This window comes from Hymenobacter terrenus (genome assembly GCF_000972495.1).
GTDB classification, from domain to species: domain Bacteria; phylum Bacteroidota; class Bacteroidia; order Cytophagales; family Hymenobacteraceae; genus Hymenobacter; species Hymenobacter terrenus.
In genome coordinates, this window is record NZ_LATM01000003.1 from 39,037 (window position 1) to 57,560 (window position 18,524).

18 protein-coding genes are annotated in these 18,524 nt (G+C 55.7%); 14 read left to right on the forward strand and 4 right to left on the reverse strand.

Translation table 11 applies throughout. The features are described 5' to 3' along the window. Positions 1-173: 173 nt before the first annotated feature. Together WX88_RS06770 and WX88_RS06775 are read right to left on the reverse strand one after the other, a co-directional pair. A complete protein-coding gene (locus WX88_RS06770; protein WP_052732424.1) occupies positions 174-2,237 on the reverse strand; it encodes a S9 family peptidase in 2,064 nt (687 codons plus the stop codon). Between the two features lie 236 nt (positions 2,238-2,473). Beyond that, positions 2,474-2,662, reverse strand: a complete 189-nt coding sequence (locus WX88_RS06775) for a hypothetical protein (protein ID WP_046243600.1) — start codon at positions 2,660-2,662, stop codon at positions 2,474-2,476. A 136-nt stretch (positions 2,663-2,798) separates the two neighbouring features. Here WX88_RS06775 and WX88_RS06780 point away from each other — a divergent pair, with 136 nt between their 5' ends. The 3 genes from WX88_RS06780 to WX88_RS06790 are packed head-to-tail and all read left to right on the forward strand — an operon-like array spanning position 2,799 to position 4,579. Continuing rightward, positions 2,799-3,053 carry a hypothetical protein gene (locus WX88_RS06780; protein WP_046243601.1) on the forward strand — a complete coding sequence of 85 codons (255 nt, stop codon included), beginning with the start codon at positions 2,799-2,801 and terminating at the stop codon, positions 3,051-3,053. Between the two features lie 28 nt (positions 3,054-3,081). Further along, complete coding sequence (locus WX88_RS06785) at positions 3,082-3,810, forward strand: hypothetical protein (protein WP_046243602.1); 729 nt, start codon at positions 3,082-3,084, stop codon at positions 3,808-3,810. 25 nt (positions 3,811-3,835) lie between these two features. Next, entirely contained in the window at positions 3,836-4,579 is a 744-nt protein-coding gene (locus WX88_RS06790) for an SHOCT domain-containing protein (RefSeq protein ID WP_082115886.1), read from the forward strand. Positions 4,580-4,673: 94 nt separating this feature from the next. On the opposite strand, the gene WX88_RS06795 is transcribed toward WX88_RS06790, so the two are convergent. After that, positions 4,674-5,048 (reverse strand): RlpA-like double-psi beta-barrel domain-containing protein, encoded by a 375-nt coding sequence (locus WX88_RS06795; RefSeq protein ID WP_156175983.1) that lies wholly within the window; start codon positions 5,046-5,048, stop codon positions 4,674-4,676. A gap of 594 nt (positions 5,049-5,642) precedes the next feature. Here WX88_RS06795 and WX88_RS06800 point away from each other — a divergent pair. The 11 genes from WX88_RS06800 to WX88_RS06850 all read left to right on the forward strand — a co-directional run bounded on the left by WX88_RS06800 (position 5,643) and on the right by WX88_RS06850 (position 17,490). Next, positions 5,643-8,576 carry a 2-oxoglutarate dehydrogenase E1 component gene (locus WX88_RS06800; RefSeq protein ID WP_046243605.1) on the forward strand — a complete coding sequence of 978 codons (2,934 nt, stop codon included), beginning with the start codon at positions 5,643-5,645 and terminating at the stop codon, positions 8,574-8,576. 83 nt (positions 8,577-8,659) lie between these two features. Continuing rightward, positions 8,660-8,863, forward strand: a complete 204-nt coding sequence (locus WX88_RS32080; RefSeq protein ID WP_394331747.1) for a nucleotidyltransferase domain-containing protein — start codon at positions 8,660-8,662, stop codon at positions 8,861-8,863. Positions 8,864-9,266: 403 nt separating this feature from the next. Further along, the gene (gene odhB / locus WX88_RS06810; RefSeq protein ID WP_046243607.1) at positions 9,267-10,961 is read left to right on the forward strand and encodes a 2-oxoglutarate dehydrogenase complex dihydrolipoyllysine-residue succinyltransferase; all 1,695 of its coding nucleotides are present in this window, start codon (positions 9,267-9,269) and stop codon (positions 10,959-10,961) included. A 309-nt stretch (positions 10,962-11,270) separates the two neighbouring features. After that, positions 11,271-11,897 carry a Crp/Fnr family transcriptional regulator gene (locus tag WX88_RS06815; RefSeq protein ID WP_197076698.1) on the forward strand — a complete coding sequence of 209 codons (627 nt, stop codon included), beginning with the start codon at positions 11,271-11,273 and terminating at the stop codon, positions 11,895-11,897. Between the two features lie 201 nt (positions 11,898-12,098). After that, complete coding sequence (locus tag WX88_RS06820; RefSeq protein ID WP_046243805.1) at positions 12,099-12,392, forward strand: BLUF domain-containing protein; 294 nt, start codon at positions 12,099-12,101, stop codon at positions 12,390-12,392. Positions 12,393-13,388: 996 nt separating this feature from the next. Beyond that, positions 13,389-13,769, forward strand: a complete 381-nt coding sequence (locus WX88_RS06825; protein WP_046243609.1) for a hypothetical protein — start codon at positions 13,389-13,391, stop codon at positions 13,767-13,769. A gap of 101 nt (positions 13,770-13,870) precedes the next feature. Then, positions 13,871-14,335 carry a hypothetical protein gene (locus WX88_RS06830; RefSeq protein ID WP_156175985.1) on the forward strand — a complete coding sequence of 155 codons (465 nt, stop codon included), beginning with the start codon at positions 13,871-13,873 and terminating at the stop codon, positions 14,333-14,335. Positions 14,336-14,407: 72 nt separating this feature from the next. After that, positions 14,408-15,109: a carboxypeptidase-like regulatory domain-containing protein gene (locus WX88_RS06835; protein ID WP_046243610.1), complete on the forward strand. Its 702-nt coding sequence runs from the start codon at positions 14,408-14,410 to the stop codon at positions 15,107-15,109. 157 nt (positions 15,110-15,266) lie between these two features. Further along, a complete protein-coding gene (locus WX88_RS06840) occupies positions 15,267-15,599 on the forward strand; it encodes a hypothetical protein (protein WP_046243807.1) in 333 nt (110 codons plus the stop codon). Between the two features lie 215 nt (positions 15,600-15,814). Beyond that, positions 15,815-16,345, forward strand: a complete 531-nt coding sequence (locus WX88_RS06845; RefSeq protein WP_052732428.1) for a DUF4126 family protein — start codon at positions 15,815-15,817, stop codon at positions 16,343-16,345. Positions 16,346-16,728: 383 nt separating this feature from the next. Next, positions 16,729-17,490 (forward strand): LytR/AlgR family response regulator transcription factor, encoded by a 762-nt coding sequence (locus tag WX88_RS06850; RefSeq protein ID WP_046243611.1) that lies wholly within the window; start codon positions 16,729-16,731, stop codon positions 17,488-17,490. Positions 17,491-17,571: 81 nt separating this feature from the next. On the opposite strand, the gene WX88_RS06855 is transcribed toward WX88_RS06850, so the two are convergent. Beyond that, positions 17,572-18,483 (reverse strand): alpha/beta hydrolase family protein, encoded by a 912-nt coding sequence (locus WX88_RS06855; protein WP_046243612.1) that lies wholly within the window; start codon positions 18,481-18,483, stop codon positions 17,572-17,574. Positions 18,484-18,524: the final 41 nt, after the last annotated feature.

An 18,524-nucleotide genomic window follows, 5' to 3' on the forward strand; every position in this document is an offset into this window, starting at 1 on the left:
TTTTAGTCCGCGAGTCAGTTGGTCCGGCGGACTCACGGACTAAAAGTCCGCGCTACGGCGCGCTGTACACAGACCCTGAAACGGCTCTAAGGTCCGTACTTCCACCGCAGTCTTGTAACGAAAACGCCCATCTGGTATACCAAATGGGCGTTTGAAAGAATATCCCGCAAATCCTACTTCGCCGCCTTGCCGCCATCCGGCTTGAGCGTGCGGCCCAGCCAGTCAAAAAACACGCGCTGCCAGAGCACGGCATTCTGAGGCTTCAGCACCCAGTGGCCTTCATTCGGCAAGTACAAAAAACGGCTCGGAATGCCACGCAACTGGGCCGTGCCGAAAGCTTCGATGCCCTGCCCATCGGGCACCCGGAAGTCCTTGCCGCCCTGAATGACGAGGATGGGCGTGTCCCAATTCTTGGCGAACATTTGGGGGTTGAATTCCTGGTAGGATTTGGGCGTGGGTACGTCCCAGGGCGCGCCGCCCATGTCGTGCTTGGCGAAGAACATTTCCTCGGTGCTGGGGTACCAACTGGTGAGATTGTAAAGGCCGTCGTGAGCGATGAAAGTCTTGAAACGGCCCTCGTGGTGGCCGGCCAAGTAGTACACCGAGTAGCCACCGTAGCTCGCGCCCACGCAGCCACGGCGGTCTTTGTCCACAAATGACTCCTTGCTCACAGCATCAATCGCCGACAAATAATCCTTAATCGGCTGGCCGCCCCAGTCACCGGAAATGGCATCGTTCCATTCCCGCCCGAAGCCGGGCAGTCCGCGCCGGTTGGGCGCCACCACAATGTAGCCGTTGGCTGCCATTAACTGGAAATTCCAGCGGTAGCTCTGGCTCTGGGTGATGGGGCTTTGCGGCCCGCCCTGGCAGTAGAGTAGGGTAGGGTATTTTTTGCTCGGGTCGAAATCGGGCGGGTAGATGACGTACACCTGCATCTGCTTGTTGTCGGTGGTGGTCACGCGGCGGTCTTCCACCTTACCCAGCCTGGTGCCCGCCAGCTCTTGTTGGTTGATAGTGGTAAGCGGCGTCTCCTTGCCGGTTTTTAGGTCGAGCCGCACGATATCGGCGAAGGCTGAAAGTGTGGTGCGGTTGGCCACCGCCTGATTGTTGCCCACCAGCTCAAAGGCGTTGTAATTCTGTGCGCCAGTGGTGATTTGCCGGATTTTGCCGCCCTTGGCGGGCAGCGAGAACAACTGCTCGGCTCCCGTCACTACGGCCGCGAAATAGATGGTTTTGCCATCGGCGCTCCAGCGCACGTTGGCCGCGCTCAACTCCGAGCCTTTGGTGATGTCCGTGCGCTTTTTGGTGGCGAAATCATACACCACGATGCCATTACGGTCAGATTCGAAGCCGGGCGTGGCCATGCTCAGCCACGCGACCTGCCGGCCGTCGGGTGAGAAAATGGGCTCGGTATCATAGCCAGGCAGGCCCTCGCTGAGATTCACGGTCTTCGCGTCGTGAATGTCGTACAGATAAATGTCAGAGTTGGTGCTTTCGGCTTCCGCTCGGCCGGTGAGCTTGCGGCTGGTGTAGGCAATTTTATACCCATCGGGCGAGAAAGCCAATTGCTCCGAACCTCCATCGGGCATGAGTGGCGAGTCGAACTTCTCGCCGGCCATCACGTCCTTGCCGTAGCCTTCAGGCTTGCCATCGGCAGCGAGCGGCTGGAAGAAAACGTGGCTGGCCAGGTGGTCGTCCCACACGTTCCAGTGGCGGTAGTTCAGGTCGTCGATGATTTTAGCGTCGGCCTTGGGCAGGTCCGGGAACATATCCAACGTGGTCGGGCTGGATTTTACGTCTTGGGTATAGAGGATGAAATTGGCCTTGGGCGCGTATTTGAGGTTGCTCAGGCCCTGCTCGGGGAAATCGCTCAGCTTGGTCTTACCAGTGCCGTCGGCGTTCATCACGTAGAGCTGGTCGGTGCCGCTTTCACCCGAAAGGAAGGTCAGCTTGCCATCGGGCCGCCAGTTCAGGGTATTTTCCGAGCCGGGCGTGTCAGTCAGCTTTTTCGCGGCGCCGCCGGCCACGGGCACGGTATAGATGTCGGCATTGCCTTTGTTCTCGGCTAGGTTGTACTTGGTCACGGTATAGGCTACCGTCTTGCCATCGGGCGAGACGTGCATTTCGCCCAGGCGGCCGAGTTGCCAGAGCTTTTCGGGGGTGAGGACTTGGGTGGGAGTTTGCGCGGCGGCCACCAGAGGCAAAAGTGCCAGGGCCGCAGGAAATAGCTTCTTCATGAACGAAAATTACGGCTCAGGAGGACATTATTCCGCTCCCTTTACTCCCAGCCCAGAAAGGCCACCCGTTCCATGTTGGTGCACATCTCGCCCATGTTTGGCTTCCTTCTAGTTTGGAGAGCGACTGAGATTCACCGTCTACACTTCAACTCAAAGCCAAAAAAGAAGCCTCGCCAACAGGGTTGGTGAGGCTTCTTCCTGTGGGTTATGGCCACCTGCCAGCGCATAAGCGCAAGTTATTCACTTGGTTTTTTACGGCCCGAGCCACCCGGTTGTTTCCCGCCACCGTCATTTTTATTTACGGTGGCCCAGGCGCGGGCTTCGGCCTCGTCTTTGGGGACGCCGCGTTTCTCGTAGCCTTCTTCGATGTGCTCAGCCTGACGCTTTTGCTTATCGGTGTATTTAGATTTATCTCCTTGGGGCATGGTAGTAGGGGCGGGGAAATGTGGAAAGGGAACGGCCCGAGGCACCGGACCACCGTATTTTTACGCGGCTGGCCCGCCCGGAGTTAGGCCGAGCTTACTATCTTCGCCCCACTCTGGCCGTTCAATTTCTTAATCCATGCGCCACGTTGCTGACATCCCGCACCCCGCCGTTAAGATAACCCTTTTGGCTTGGAATGGTAAGTTTTTGCTCAAGCTGGAGCAAGGCAATCTGGAGCAAACCTACAAAGTGGCCGAGCTGGACCTGCTCACCGGTACCGATGCAGAGGTGCGCGAGTTGCTGGACGACGAGTTTCTTACCGCTGTCATCGCGCGCTTTCAGGCCATGCGCGGCGACTTGCAGGCTGCCTTTGCCCGCCACGAGTTGCGCTAAGCGAAGGCCACGAAATCAACTTTTTCCAATGTACCGAATTTATTCCCTGCTGCTGGTTCTAATGGGCCTGTTTCTCGCCGCTCCCGCTTCGGCCCAGCTCTACGACGTGCGCCCCGGCGACGTGAACTACAACAAAAAGTCTCGCCCCGCCCTCAAGGTTCAAGTCGATGGCAAAGCTTCTGACGTCCGCGATTATTTTCAGGACTGGATGAAGGGCAATTATAACGTTCGGTTCAAGAACGGTAGCATGCTGGGCTTTGGTAAAAGCGACGTGCTCGTAGCCCGCCAAACGCCCGCCAGTGCTATTTCGGGCAAACTCGTCGACCTCTACGGGAGCGTTGTTGCTCCCGCCGACTCGGTGACGGAAGTGGCCCTGTTCGGCGGCTTCGACGATAATACGTTCTTCGACCCCGATAAAACGGCCACTGAGTACAAGGCCTTGCGCACCATGCTGCAAAATTTCGCCAGCGCCGCCCGCGTCAAAGCCTACCGCGACCAGATTACCGAAGCGGAGAAAAAGCTCAGGGCCGTGGAGAAGGAAAAAGAGCGCCTCGAAAAAGAGCAGGCCTACCTGCGAACCAATACCGAAGCTAACCTAGCCCGCATCGAGGAATTGAAAAAAAAGAACGCCGAAAATCTGGTACAATCCCGCGCTGATTCAGCTTCTCAGGCTAAAAATTCGCTGCTGCTGGAAGATAGCCGCCTGCGCCTGCAACGCCGCCGCGACCGACTCTCGGCCCTCGACCGTAAAAACTAGCGCTGGCGCCGGCCGTACTCAGTTGATGGATAATCCCTCTTCGCCCCTCGACACCCTACGCCAGCTCAAGGAAATGCTGGATGCCGGGGCCCTCACGCCCGCTGAGTTTGAGGCCCTGAAGCAGCGGCTCGTATTCAGTGGCGCCGCGTCGCCCTCGGCGCCCGAGTCTGGAACGCCCAAGCCCACGGATTCCTTGACACCGAATGCCTTGCCCAATACAGTTCTGCCCCCCGTATCGGTGACCCAACTGCATTCCCCAGCGTTCGAGGCGGCACCTGCAACTGATGCTCCTGTGGCTGCTAAGCCTGTTTACGAAGCGCAAAACCCGCCAATCGTTCCGCCTACTGCCTTTGCTACCGCTTCCGCATTGGAACCAGAGCCGGCGCCCGGCGCGGTGCCGGGTTGGACTACTGATGAATTCCCTGATTCTGAAGCTCCTGCTGCTCGTAACCCGCTGGCTCTCATTTTATCAATTGGTGGCTTATTGGCGTTGCTCGGACTGGTTCTGTACCTGTCGCTCAACCGGCCACCATCCGAGCATATTTCCAGCACGAGCCAGACTGCCGCTGATTCCGTAGCCGCGCCCATCGAAACCGGCCCTCAAGCTGAGCCCCTGCCCCAGACCGTGACCACGCCCGAAACCATCCGCCTAGCTCCCACCAACCCCGCGCCGCCCGTGCAACCCCAGCCCGCGCCGCTCGTTCGTGACTCTGTCGCCGCAACGGCTCCGCCGGTTGCTCCCCCCGCCGATTCAACTACTAAGCAATAGTGTAAAAACGACTACCCTACACAGAAAAAGCCGCGTCTGTTACCAGCGCGGCTTTCTCTGTGTAGGGTAGTTTATAGAGCAGCAGTAGCCTCGCTCACAGTGCGGCGACCTTCTGAATTTTTACGCCCTTCGTAAAAATATCAAGCTTTTCACTGGGATGCGCGAGAATATCCATGCAGTGGTGGTGGCGGCGGTTCATCGTGTCGTGCACCGTGTACACTCCATCGAGCTTAGGTGAAAGTCCCCGGACCCGCACTTTATCGCCGAATGCGAATTTGCCGCCCCACGGCTTCAGTAGGTCTCGGGAAAGTGCCATCCAGCGCTTTTTCGTCCCATAGTGTGGCTTGATGCGGGAATTATCGGCCGTCACGAATGGCTCAGCATCGGTTTGGCCTGCTACAGCTTCGTATACCGTTGCCGTTACAGTGTAGGTTAAGCTGCGCGTCAGGAGCGTTTTCTTTTTTACCACTCGGGCTGTGGTAGGCCGCCGCGCGGCGACTCGCGGAAAAAGAAATTCCCGCATTCCAGATGGGGAGGCTACTGGCGAGGAATTAAAAAAGGGCGTGGTCAACGCCGCAGCTGCTAGAAATACATCTATAAATAGCCGTACATTATACATCTATTCGAGGTTCGTCCGGCCGCCATTTTAGCCCGGCGGTATAAGCAAAACCCACCTTTTTAGAGCTGGGCGAAAAAGGTTAACGATGAATGAGATACATTAGTTTGCTAAAAATAAATTATCCAATTGCTAATGGCTTGAGAGCCGTTGAGGGCTTTTGTCTAAGCAAAATTTTATAGAATATCGACCCGCCAAAGTCAGGAATTAGCTTGATTCCGGCAAATAATAAGGCGCCTTTAAGCAGCCCATCCGCGTCGAAGTCCGTATCCACAAATTTCATCATCCCTCCAGAATTCGATAAATTGGCCAGCAAAGCAGCAAAGCTGGCTAGCGTTGAGTAGATATCTAAGTGATTACCAGGAAAATTTGCTTACTCGAATGCGGGTTTTTGCCTGTATTATAAGTGTATTACTTTTACGTAGCCTTACCTAAGCTGCTTTTCCCATGGACGCATACTCGTATATCGCCAACGCCGACGCGGCGGCTATCGAAACTTTATACCAATCTTATCAGCAGAATCCAGAGTCCGTAGACTTTGGTTGGCGTAAGTTTTTTGAAGGATTTGATTTTTCGCAGCAGTTCCCCGAAGGCGCGCCGGTAGTGGCTGGCGCCAACGGAACCAACACCAATGGTAATGGTGCCGCTGCGGGCGCAACCAAAGCGCCACCCACCTCGCAGCCGCAGCCCAACGATTACGGCGTCCTCAATACTGCTGCCTCCACCAACAATGCCCCGAGCATTGCCAATGGCGAAACGGCTAGCGACAAGGAAACCGCTGTGCGCAACCTCATTCACGCCTACCGCAGCCGCGGCCACCTGCGTGCTAAAACCAATCCCGTGCGCGAGCGCAAAGACCGTAAAGCCCGGCTCGACCTAGGCGATTTCGGCCTGAGCGACGCCGATATGGATACGGTATTTAAGAATGGTGAAGGCCTCGGACTAGGCGCCCAGGCAACGTTGCGCGACATTGTGGCGGCCTTAGAGAAAATCTACACCGGTGCCATCGGCTTCGAGTACATGTATATCCGCGACCCACAGGTGCTGGATTGGTTCCGCGAGAAAGTGGAGCACGACTCGCTGGCCTTCAACCCCAGTGTGGAGTACAAGAAGCGAATTCTGAAGAAACTAAATGAGGCCGTAGTTTTTGAGAACTTTCTGCATACCAAGTTTTTGGGGCAGAAGCGTTTCTCGTTGGAAGGCGGCGAAACGACCATTCCCGCTATTGATGCCATCATTGGCAAAGGGGCGGAACTGGGTGTGCAGGAGGTGATGATTGGCATGGCCCACCGCGGCCGTCTGAACGTGCTGGCCAACATCATGGGCAAGACCTACGAGCAGATTTTCTCGGAGTTCGAAGGTACCGCCGTGCCCGACCTCACCATGGGCGACGGTGACGTGAAGTACCACATGGGCTACAGCTCGGAAGTGGAAGCCAGCGGTGGCCAGAAAGTCAACCTGAAGCTGGCACCCAACCCCTCGCACTTGGAGGCTGTGAACCCAGTGGTAGAAGGATTCGTGCGGGCCAAAATTGAGCACCAGTACGCTGATGACTATCACAAAATTCTACCCATCCTCATTCATGGCGATGCCGCGTTGGCGGGCCAGGGCATTGGGTACGAGCTGACGCAGATGTCGTTGCTGGAGGGCTACAAAACCGGCGGCACCATTCACTTCGTGATTAACAACCAAGTCGGCTTCACTACTGATTTTGAGGATGCCCGCTCGTCGATTTACTCGACCGACCTTGCCAAAATCATTGACGCGCCGGTGGTACACGTGAACGGCGACGACCCCGAAGCGGTGGTATTTGCCGTGCAGCTGGCCACCGAATACCGCCAGCAGTTCCACGCCGATATTTTCATTGATATGGTGTGCTACCGCCGCCACGGTCACAACGAGTCGGACGAGCCCAAGTTCACCCAGCCCACACTCTACAACATCATCTCGAAGCATCAGAACCCACGCGAGGTATACAACGCTACGCTGGTGCAGCGCGGCGACGTCGATGCTGAGCTAGCCAATCAGATGGACAAGGAATTCCGCGACACCCTCCAGGCCCGCCTCGACATGGTGAAGCAGAAGCCACTTCCTTATAAGTATCAGGTGCTGGAAAACGAGTGGCGCAGCCTGCGTCGCTCCAAGCCCGAGGATTTTGACCAGTCGCCGGAAACCGGCATCAGTGAAGACACCGTGCAGCGCGTGGCTCAGGCGCTGACCACGATTCCCGAAGGTTTCAAGCCGATTAAGCAGATTGATAACCTGCTGAAGGAGCGCCGCAAGATGTTCTACGAGACCCGCGTGCTGAACTGGGCCGCCGGGGAATTGCTGGCCTACGGCTCGCTGCTGACGGAAAACCATATTGTGCGCGTGAGCGGGCAGGACTGCCAGCGCGGTACGTTCTCGCACCGCCATGCCGTGCTGCACGATGCTGAGACGTCGGCTCCCTACACCTCGCTCAACCACATGGAGGGGGAGCACGAGAACCTACGCATTTTCAATTCCCTACTGAGCGAGTACGCGGTGTTGGGCTTCGAATTCGGCTATGCCATGGCTAACCCTACGGCCTTGGTAGTGTGGGAAGCCCAGTTTGGCGACTTCGCTAATGGCGCCCAAACCATGATTGACCAGTTTGTGGTAAGCTCCGAAAGCAAGTGGCAACGTATGAATGGCGTGGTAATGCTGCTGCCCCACGGCTATGAAGGCCAGGGCCCGGAGCACTCCAATGCCCGTCCCGAGCGGTTCTTGCAATTGGCGGCCGAGCACAACATCATTGTGGCCAACATGACCACGCCAGCCAACTTCTTCCACGCCCTGCGTCGGCAGCTTACTTGGAGCTTCCGCAAGCCGCTGGTGGTGATGTCGCCGAAGTCGATGCTGCGCCATCCGCTGTGCGTGTCGCCGGTCGAGGAGTTCACCAGTGGCACCTTCCGCGAAGTGCTGGGCGACACGTTTGCCGAAGCCAAGAAGGTGAAGCGCGTGCTGCTGTGTTCGGGCAAGGTCTACTTCGACTTATTGGAAGAGCAGCGCACTTCCAACCGCACCGATGTTGCCATCGTGCGCCTGGAGCAACTGCACCCTTTCCCCAAAAAGCAGCTCGATGTCGAGCTAGCCAAATATCCCAAGGCTAAACTGTACTGGGTGCAGGAAGAGCCTGAGAACATGGGCTATTGGAACTATATGCTTCGCTTCATGCGCCGCGAGTTGGAGGACGTAGTTTCGCGCAAACCCTCGGCTTCGCCAGCTACAGGCTACAATAAAATTCACGTCAAGGAGCAGAAGGAGCTAATCGCCCGCGCCTTCGACAAGCCTAAGGAAGCCGTGGCGGACGCTAACATCAAGGAAGTAGTGGAGGAAGCCGATAAAAAAGTGACCGACTAACCCATCACTCGATGATAACTGGAGAGCAAATCCAGGGCGTTGTGGCGCGCATCATCGAAGGCTACTAGCTCGACAGAATCATTCTGTTTGGCTCGTATGCTTACGGTACGCCCAAGGGAAGCAGCGACCTGGATTTGCTGATTATTAAGCATAACGCTGAAGCCAAGCGGGCTGAGCGTTCTATTGGGGGCATCAGTTGCTATGAGGGACTGATGCGCCAGCAATGGATATTATCATTCGGACACCTGAAGAAATGGCCAGTCGTACGGTGCTGTATTATACTGTAGAAACCCAGGCAGTTCAAAAAGACCGTACCCTATATGCAAGCGCAAACTCCTGACCAGATTCGGGTTGATATGTTTATCAGAACTGCTGACCGCGACCTCGATGTAGCGGAGTTGATTGGGCGTAGTTCGCCACATTTCTACGAGAGCATAGGTTTTCACTGTCAGCAGGCTGTCAATTGGTAAACGACCTGAGTCCATTCATTAGCTTCACTCCAACCGAACAAGTGCAGCGGCTGCCTTGCTAGAACTTGCCGTTGATTTGCGCTATGAACTAGATGATGCACCGAGCCACACTTCGGCTGATTTATTGAACATGGCGCATGAGTTCCAGGGCAGATTGCGCCCTTTGGCTCTTCAGTTTTTAACATAACCATCACAGCCGCGTTGAGCGGTATTTTCCTCCATGCCCCTCGAAATCAAAATTCCTGCCGTTGGCGAATCCATCACCGAAGTCACCATTGCGAAGTGGCTCAAAAAGGACGGCGATGCCGTGAAGCGCGACGAGGTAATTGCCGAACTGGAATCGGACAAGGCCACGTTTGAGCTGCCCGCCGAAGCCGATGGCGTCTTAAAGATTCGCGTGGCCGAGGGCGAAACCATCGGTATTGGCACCGTCATTGCCGATTTGGATGGCGCTGCCGCTGGCAGTGCTGCTCCTGCCGCAGCAGCCCCTGCGCCGGCTGCCGCACCCGCTGCTTCGGTTGACCCGATTAACCAGGGCGAACAGAATGCCCAGTCCAGCGACCAATCCGGCTACGGCGGCGCGCCCGAGGGCAAGGCCAGCAACGACCCCACTACGCCTGGTGCGCCGGCTGCCAGCCCGGCCGCACCGGCCGCGAGCGGGGGAGGGGCTATCGAAATGAAAATTCCTACCGTGGGCGAGTCCATCACGGAAGTAACGGTAGCCAAGTGGTTAAAGCCCGACGGTGCCCAAGTAAACCGTGACGAGGTAATTGCTGAGCTCGAATCGGACAAGGCCACGTTTGAGCTGCCCGCCGAAGGCACCGGCACGCTGCGCCACGCCGTGAAAGAAGGCGAAACCATTGCCATCGGCACCGTGATTGCGCGGATTGAAGGCGGCAGTGGTGCCGCTACTCCAGCGCCGGCTGCCCCGACAGCAGCCCCAGCGGCTCCGGCTCCGGTTGCGACCTTAGCTGCCCCGTCGGCCAGCAGTGGCGTTGCTACTTACGCTACTGGTGTGCCATCACCAGCAGCCGGTAAGATTTTGGGAGAAAAAGGTATTCCGGCCACAGACGTAGCCGGCACCGGCCGCGACGGCCGCATCACCAAGGAAGACGCACAGAACGCGCAGGCGCGTCCGGCAGCTCCGGCACCGCAGGCGGCTCCTGCCGCACCGGCTGCCGCTGCTCCGGCCAGCGCCCCAGCCGTGGCTGGCAGCCGCAACGTGCGTCGCGAGCGTATGTCGAACCTGCGTAAGACGGTGGCCCGCCGCCTGGTATCGGTGAAGAACGAAACAGCTATGCTCACCACCTTCAATGAGGTGAACATGCAGCCCATCATGGATCTGCGCACCAAGTTCAAGGACAAATTCAAGGAGAAGAACGGGGTCGGGCTGGGCTTCATGTCTTTCTTCACTAAAGCCGTGTGCGTGGCTCTGCAAGAGTGGCCTGCGGTGAATGCGCAGATTGATGGCACTGACTTGGTCTACAACGACTTTTGTGACATCAGCATCGCCGTGTCGGCTCCGAAAGGCCTAGTGGTACCCGTGATTCGCAATGCCGAGCAACTTTCGTTCGAAGGCATTGAGAAGGAAGTGGTGCGCTTGGCCGGGTTGGCCCGCGACAACAAGCTCACCATCGAGCAGATGACCGGGGGTACGTTCACCATCACCAACGGCGGCGTGTTTGGCTCCATGCTCAGCACCCCCATCATCAATGCCCCGCAATCGGCCATTCTGGGCATGCATAACATCATTCAACGCCCTGTTGCCGAAAATGGCCAAGTAGTAATCCGCCCCATGATGTACCTGGCCCTAAGCTACGACCACCGCATCATCGATGGCCGCGAGTCCGTTAGCTTCCTAGTCCGGGTGAAAGAGTTGCTTGAAGACCCAACGCGCCTGCTGCTAGGAGTGTAATATTATAACAAAGTCATCTGCCGAAGGCCAGCTTCCTACCAGGGGGCTGGCCTTTCTGTTGTGGGTGCTACGCTTCTCGCAGGCCTTCGTTTAAAAGCATTATTTACGCGTTGAAGCTAGGGTATTGGGAGATAAAACACTTTTTAACGTGCCTTTTGCATTGGAATAGTAAGCAAAAGCGTATATTTGATGTCCTTATCGTAGTTGCCCTATAACCTCCTGAATCTTATGGAGAAGTACACTAACCCCGTTTGTCATGAGTGCCCCAGCAGCCGGGGGCCCCTAATGGGATGCTGCCAAAAAGATGAATTGGATTTAATCTCTAATAATAAAGTATCACACTGGTTCCAGAAGGGCGAGCGAATCTTTCTGGAAGGAAGCCCAGCTACGGGCTTGTATTGTGTGAACAAAGGCAAAATAAAGATTACTAAGTCCAGCAGCGACGGCAAGGAGCAAATTGTGCGGCTAGCAAAAGCTGGCGACGTACTTGGCTTCCGGTCGTTGCTGGCTGGCACTAAATATTCGACCTCGGCCGTGGCGCTGGATGACTGCGTGGTGTGCTGCATTCCGCGCGCCGATTTCTTTCGGGTGTGGCAGTCCAATTTGCAATTTTCCACTTCGCTCATGCAAATGATGGCCAAGGCATTGGGTGATGCCGAAGTGCAAATGCTGCATCTGGCCTACAACCCTGTCCGCGAACGGCTGGCCGAAGCGTTGCTCCTGCTCTACCATACCTTCCGCAAGGAGGAAGATGAGCAGCCCTTTGCCATCTGCATCTCTCGTGAAGACCTCGCCTCACTCGTCGGGACTGCGAAAGAAACTGCCACTCGATTATTATCCGAGTTCAAAGGCGAAGGAATTATAGCCACGCGTGGCAGTGAAGTTACCATTCTGAAAGCAGATAGTCTAAGCCATATAGCCTCACTCTACGCCTAAATCGGCTGTGCCACTCAAATCAGGTCACTCTTTAATCTGATCCAAGCTGTCGTCTTCGCCGCAAAACCGTTACCTGCGACCCCACAAGGGCACTGACACATTCAGCCGAAGTCAACCGCTCTCGATTTGGTGGTAGTAGCTTTCAAAAAACGAGAGAATACGTTCTTAAATATTTTTTCGAACCTTCAGTCAGTCATCTATATGTCACTCCATTACCTAAGCTATCAAAGTGTTGCATTACAGCCTTTCTCTGATGAAGCCTTACAGGACTTATTAGCGAAAGCACGGGTTTACAACATCGCTCATCAGGTAAGTGGTATGCTACTGTACCGCGACGGACAATTTGTGCAGGTGTTGGAAGGTGAAGAGGATGTGCTGCGAGAGTTATATACTAAAATACAGCGTGACCCGCGCCATACCAATGTGGTAACGTTGGTTGATGAGCCGCTTCCTCAGCGCAAATTCAGCGCTTGGTCTATGGCCTATCGTCATTGAAACGTGTCAAATAAACACCTAGCGGTTCAACGGAAAAGCGGTTCTGGAAACAGCCAGAACCATACTCGCTAGTTCTATGCCAGCCTTATAAACCGCAGCTAGCGTCTCCCAAAAACGTACTATTAGCAATCTTGTCCAGAGAGCCTGGAGAGATTGGAAGATGCTCGGTGAGAAGCTCTGATTTTTGATAGCGATAAACGCTTGTCATGCGTGGCGTTAATATGCTCCTAATGAGAATGTAAGCTTGGGGAGAAATAGAGAAATGGGCTGGGTGCGGAGAGATGCTTCCTGTTAGCAGGGAGAAGTATTTGTATTGACTAGTTCAATACAAATTGAATTAGTCAAATTATATTAGTTGAAGCCTGAGAGAAAGCTCAATTTGTGATATAAATCATCCGCAAAAGTGACGTAGATCATTTCTATAGGTGCGAGAATTGCTGAGATTTGTAACAGAAACAACGCTAATAAAGTCCGGGTTAATTACCTAAAAACAACTGATAAATAGTGTATTGTGTGTTGTTTTAATTAATAGTACATTTCTGATGCTGCCGATAAACCGAGCAAACGCAACGTCGGGAATAAGCGAATTAATTTCCAAATCAGCATACCATCTGACATCGACCTAACGCCAGTTGATGTTAGAAAAATTCTAAAAAGGTCTTTGTATTTGCCAGCCTAACTGCTGTGGCAGTTGGCATGTCTCTTACGCATCATAGTCGCCTGCGCCGTTTCGTCTCCGTGTAGCTATTGGCTAGAACGCGGAAATTATATAACAGAAGAAGGAAGGCATCGTGGCGATAAGTAGGCGCGATGGAAGGCTCGAAGCTCTCCTTATTTCGTTGCGCAAGCAGTCACATCCGAATTAGGCTCGTTAAAGAACAGGCAGTGGTTTGTGTATTTGGCAGTGAATGCACGGGCCCGTGAATTACTTAGGTCAATCAATTTATAATCTAGTTTTCAATCGCTCTTACCCACCTTTTTTCTTATCATACTGGTATGGCTTATTCAGCTAACTCTCCCGCTGGCAAAGTAGTGCAGGACATTTTGAATGACCTGCCCGGTCTGATGGCCGTGGCCGTGGTAGATGCGACCTCGGGCATGAGCCTGGCCTCGCACTCCAACACGCCGGCCATCAACCCCGATACGGCGGCCGCTTACAACACCGAAGTGGTGAAGCAAAAGCAGAAAGCCATGGCCGCCCTGAAGCTGCAGGGCGAAATTATTGAGGACATTCTTATTACGCTTACCACTCAGATTCACCTGATTAAGCTGGCCAATAATGGGACTAAGTTCATTTATCTGGTAGTGAGCTCCCGCGATACCAACCTAGCCATTGCCCGCGACGTACTGCGGGCCAACGCCGACCAGCTTAACTAACCTTACTGGCGGGAGCACCGTCACTATATCAACTGCCGCCAGGTGCACCTCCTGCCCGGTGGGTGCGTCAGGGCGAGCCGGGACTGCCCCGCCCGCTCATTATGAAGATTCCCTTTCTCAAGCAGTTACAACGATTGACTGGTCCCCCGATCCATGAGGTAGTGCTGGAAAGTACGGGGCCTGAAAGCACCACTATCGAACAAGCTATTCGGCATTTATTGGCCGAGTTGCCGGACTTGCTGATGGCTGCCGTAGTGAATGTATCCACCGGTAAACCCCTGGCTACCTATACTGCTGAGCGTGAGCTGCGCCCCAGTCTCATGGCCGGTTTCAACGCCGAAGCCGTGCGACAGGTACAGGCATCGTTGGCGACTCAGGAAGCAGGCCTGGAAACGGTTCAGGAAATGCTTTTTACGCTTTCTTCCCAGTTGCACGTCGTGCGACTGTCACTATCGGGTCATTGGTTCGTCTATCTCGCCGTGGATAGCCGCGATACCAACCTTGGCATTGCCCGCGAAGTGATGCGGGGCAGTATTGAACTGTTAGAGCCTACGATTTCTGAATAACAAGGCCCATAGCTGGCCGATAAACTCATACTCTCTTCATCTCACTATTCACCCTTTTTTCTTCAATTCACCATGAAATTAACTGCTACGCCCTTCGATCCTAAAACCGGTGAGTTGTTGCCGGTATACCGCGATGCCTATCTGCGCGGTGATTTAGCCCGCGCCTCGGCCCGTGCCGTGGAAGAATATCTCCGCAAGGACGCTTCCCAGGCGCACAACACCGTGACGCGCTGGCACGAAATGACGACTCAGGAGGAAGTAGAAGCCGCCGTTCCCACTACCTGGGTGCAGAAACAAATGCAGTTTATTCGGCAGCAGCCGCAGCGGTTCCGCCGCCGGGCTACGACAATGGTGGGCCTCGCTGCTTTGGTAGCTGGGGTATCGATGGCCGGCACCCGTCTGCCTTCGCACAACATGCCCATCACCACGGCCGATTTTACGGCAGTGGAAGCCACCAGTGGTGCCGCCGCCGAAGCCACCGCCGCCAAAGTTGCCGCCTCGCGCATGATTACGGTGCAGGGCCGTATTTTCGACGAGAAAGGCCAGCCCCTGGCCGGTGCCACCGTGCTCCGCAAAGGCACCACTATCGGCGTCAGCACCGATGCTGACGGCAACTATATCATGCAGATGACAGCGGGCACTGCCGCCGCCACGACCTTGCAATACGGCTACGCTGGCTACCACGACCAGGAAATCAAAGCCAGCACAGCTACTCTGAAAGGCGTGACCTTACAGCCCCGCACGGAGAAGCGGCGGCATTGGTTGTTTTTCTAGTTGCCTAGCTGTGTTATTTTAAGTGAAAGCGAGGACTTATCGAAAGCACGTTGCGAATAAGCTCAAAGAGTCCTTATTGCCTATTTCCGTTTCTGTCTCATCAGCCGAACTGGCCTATTCCAATAATAGTCCGGCTGGCAAGGTAATCGAAGCAATCATGTCGGATTTGCCCGGTTTATTAGCTGTAGCCGTAGTCGACATCAACTCCGGCGTGGCGCTGGCATCGCGTTCCAATTCTCCAGGCATCAATCCCGAAACTGCGGCCGCCTATAACACAGAGGTGGTCAAGCAAAAGCAGAAGGCCCTGGTTGCCTTGCAAATCACGGACGAAAAAATTCAGGACATCCTTATTACCCTATCCAGCCAATTTCACTTGCTGAAGCTCAACGCCGACGGAACAAAGTTTATCTATCTGGTAGTGAGCCCGCTCGAAGTAAGCTTGGCCATTGCCCGCGAAGTACTACGCGCTAACATTGACCAAATCAACTAGCATCAGCTTGTAGCTTGGACATTGCGAGTGCGAGAAGGAGCGTGGCAACGCAAAAAGTCGCGTAGCCTAAAAAAGAAAGCCTATCCAATTCATTGGATAGGCTTTTTGCATGGTTTCTGGGCCCAAAGTTTCAGTATGATCCTAAAAACTTGCGGCGCGATGTCAACGTGTGGCAGGCTCCGCCGTTAAACCGGCTACATTTTCTCCTGTAGCTTATGAAGACTTCTAAGGCTTCCGGGCATCGCCCCACGAAATTCTGGCCCGTTGTGGGCTTTGCCACGCTGGCTGGTATGCGCAGCATGAGCGCGCCGGCGTTTGTGAGTCACTACTTAGCACGGCAGCCCCCAGCCGGCCTGGCAGGGTCGGCGCTGCGGTTCCTGCACAAACCTGGTACAGCGGGTGTGCTGAAGGCGCTGGCGGCCGGTGAGGTAGTAGCCGATAAGTTACCGATGACACCCAACCGCATTGCGCCACCGGCGCTGCTGGGGCGGCTGTTGTCCGGCGCATTGGTGGGAGCGGCCTGGTACAAGTCGCGTCACGGGAGTGCGTTGGGCGGGGGCTTGCTGGGCGGCCTGGTGGCAGTTGGTGCCACGTTCGTAAGCTACGCGTTGCGGACAGGCATCAGTGAGCGGTCGGGCGTGCCGGTTGCGCTGGTGGGCGTGGGGGAAGACGCTTTGGTAGTGGCCAGCGGCGCGATGCTGCTGAGCCGGCAGCGGCCAGTGCATGGCGAGTGGCGGCCATTGTGAGGCTGGGGCGAATTTGCAAAGTAGGAGTGTGCTCGAAAACGAGGTCGGGCGGTTTTGGACAGAGTAGTCTGAATAATTCGTGTAGCCTTATTTTGTCAAATTAATAATATGGCTACACAAGGTTGCTCGGTCTGATGAAGGTGCGCAATTGCATGATTATAAATCATGTTAGCGGTGTTGGGTGGCTGCCGAAAGATGGGACCTTGGGGCAAATGTTACTACTAGCCTTTATTACCCTGTCCTAGGCGTCTAATTGTGGAGCTAATTGATTTCGACTTCGCTAAATTTGGGATGCCTATGCGTTCAGATATCCCATTGGCCCGCAGCTAGCTCAGGGATACGTCGCTCCAACCGGCGCATTGCGCAAGCTGAAGTCCTCCTTTATGAACTCTACCGCTGTGGCCCCGCTTGCCTGCGTCATCATCGACGACAACGAAATCAATCGCCTCACGCTCGAACGCTCCGTGCAACGCCATGACCAGCTCGCGTTGGCGGCCTCTTTTCCCGATGCGGTGGAAGCATTGGCTTATTTTAACGCCAATGGGCGGGCTGACGTCCTGCTGCTGGACATTGAAATGCCCCACATCAGCGGGCTGGAGCTGGTGAAACTACTGCCCGAGCCTAAACCGGCCGTTATTCTGGTTACTACCCACGCCTCTTTCGCCGTGGATGCCTTCGAGCTGCGGGTACTCGATTATTTGGTGAAACCCGTGGGCTATGCCCGGTTTTGCCAGGCCATAGCCCGCGTCACGGAGCAGCACCAGCTCGCGCCGACGCTGGCAGTACCCCTGGTGTCAGCCAGCGTGTCCCTCCCAACCGATATTTCCGCCAGTGGTACCGATTTGTTCGTGAAAACCAATGGCAAGCTACTACGCATCAATTTTGAAGAGGTACTTTTCATTGAAGCTCTCTCTACCTATGTGGTACTGGTTACCGACAAGCACAAGCATATTGTGGGCGGTACGCTCAAAAGCATCGAAGAACGGCTCCCGTTCCGGCATTTCGTGCGCGTGCACCGCTCCTACATCGTGAACCTGCACCGTGTAGAAGCCATGGCCGACAACCTGCTCAAGCTCGGCCAGCACGAAGTGCCCGTGAGCCGGCCTTATCAGGAAGAGTTTGTTCTGCGGCTGCGAGCCTTGTAAGTGCGCCGGCCGGGCTAAGCAAAGGTTTCGCCCCACAGTTTGTCCTGCGCCTGCGGGCCTTGTAAGGGCTAATAAGTTGAGCTACTTCGCCGCTGGCTCAGCCATACGCTCCAAATCGGCGAGCAGGCGGGGCCAAAGGGTAGGCCGCAGCCCGCGCCGGAAGAAGCCGAAGTGGCCAATGCCTTTTACCCCCAGCTCGGTAGGTACGAGGCGGTGCAGCTCGATGCCGGCTACACTGCGCACGTGCTGCCAGAACTGCGGCACCGAGCGGGCGTTGGCAATGGGGTCGTCGGTCGCCCAATACACACTCACCGGGAAGCGCAGATTCTGGTATTGATGCGGAGGCAGGTCGGCGGCGAAGCGCGGGTCGAAGTAGTAGTCGGGCACGCTGCACCAGCGCCGCCAGTCGCGCACTACCCCACGGGGCAAATCCTCCATAATTCCCCAGCGTCCTGCGGCGTTATAGCCCAGCAGGGCGTGGCTGAGGGGGCTGAACAAGTGGAAGAAGAAGTGCGTCTTGAGGCGGTAGCCCAGCGGCATGTATTTCCAATAGCCCACTGAGGTGCCCACTGCTACCAAGCCAGCCAGCTTGTGCACATTAGGCATCAGCCCCACTTGCTGCCCGCCCACGCTGTGGCCCAGCACCAGCAGCGGCAGGCCCGGAAAGCGCGCTTCCAGCCAGTCGAGCACGGCTGGCATATCCAAGGTACCGTAGTCGGCAAAGCGGTAGGGGGCCTGGGCCAGCGGCACCGGGCGCGAATGCTCGGCGCCCCGGTAATCCCAGAGGCACACGGCAAAGCCAGCGGCAGCCAGGTACTGTGCAAACGGCTCGTAGTAGCGCCGCTTGGCTCCAGTGGCCGGGTTGAGCTGCACGGCCGCGCGGGGCGGTTGCCCATTGGGCGGTAGGAAGAGCAAGGCACCCAGCAGCAACCCGTCCAGGGCCGGGATAGTGTGGGGCTCCGGGGTAAGCGAAGGAGCGAGAGCAGTGGACATAGCCTTTGGAAGGAGTGAAAAAACCGGTTTTCAGTGACAGA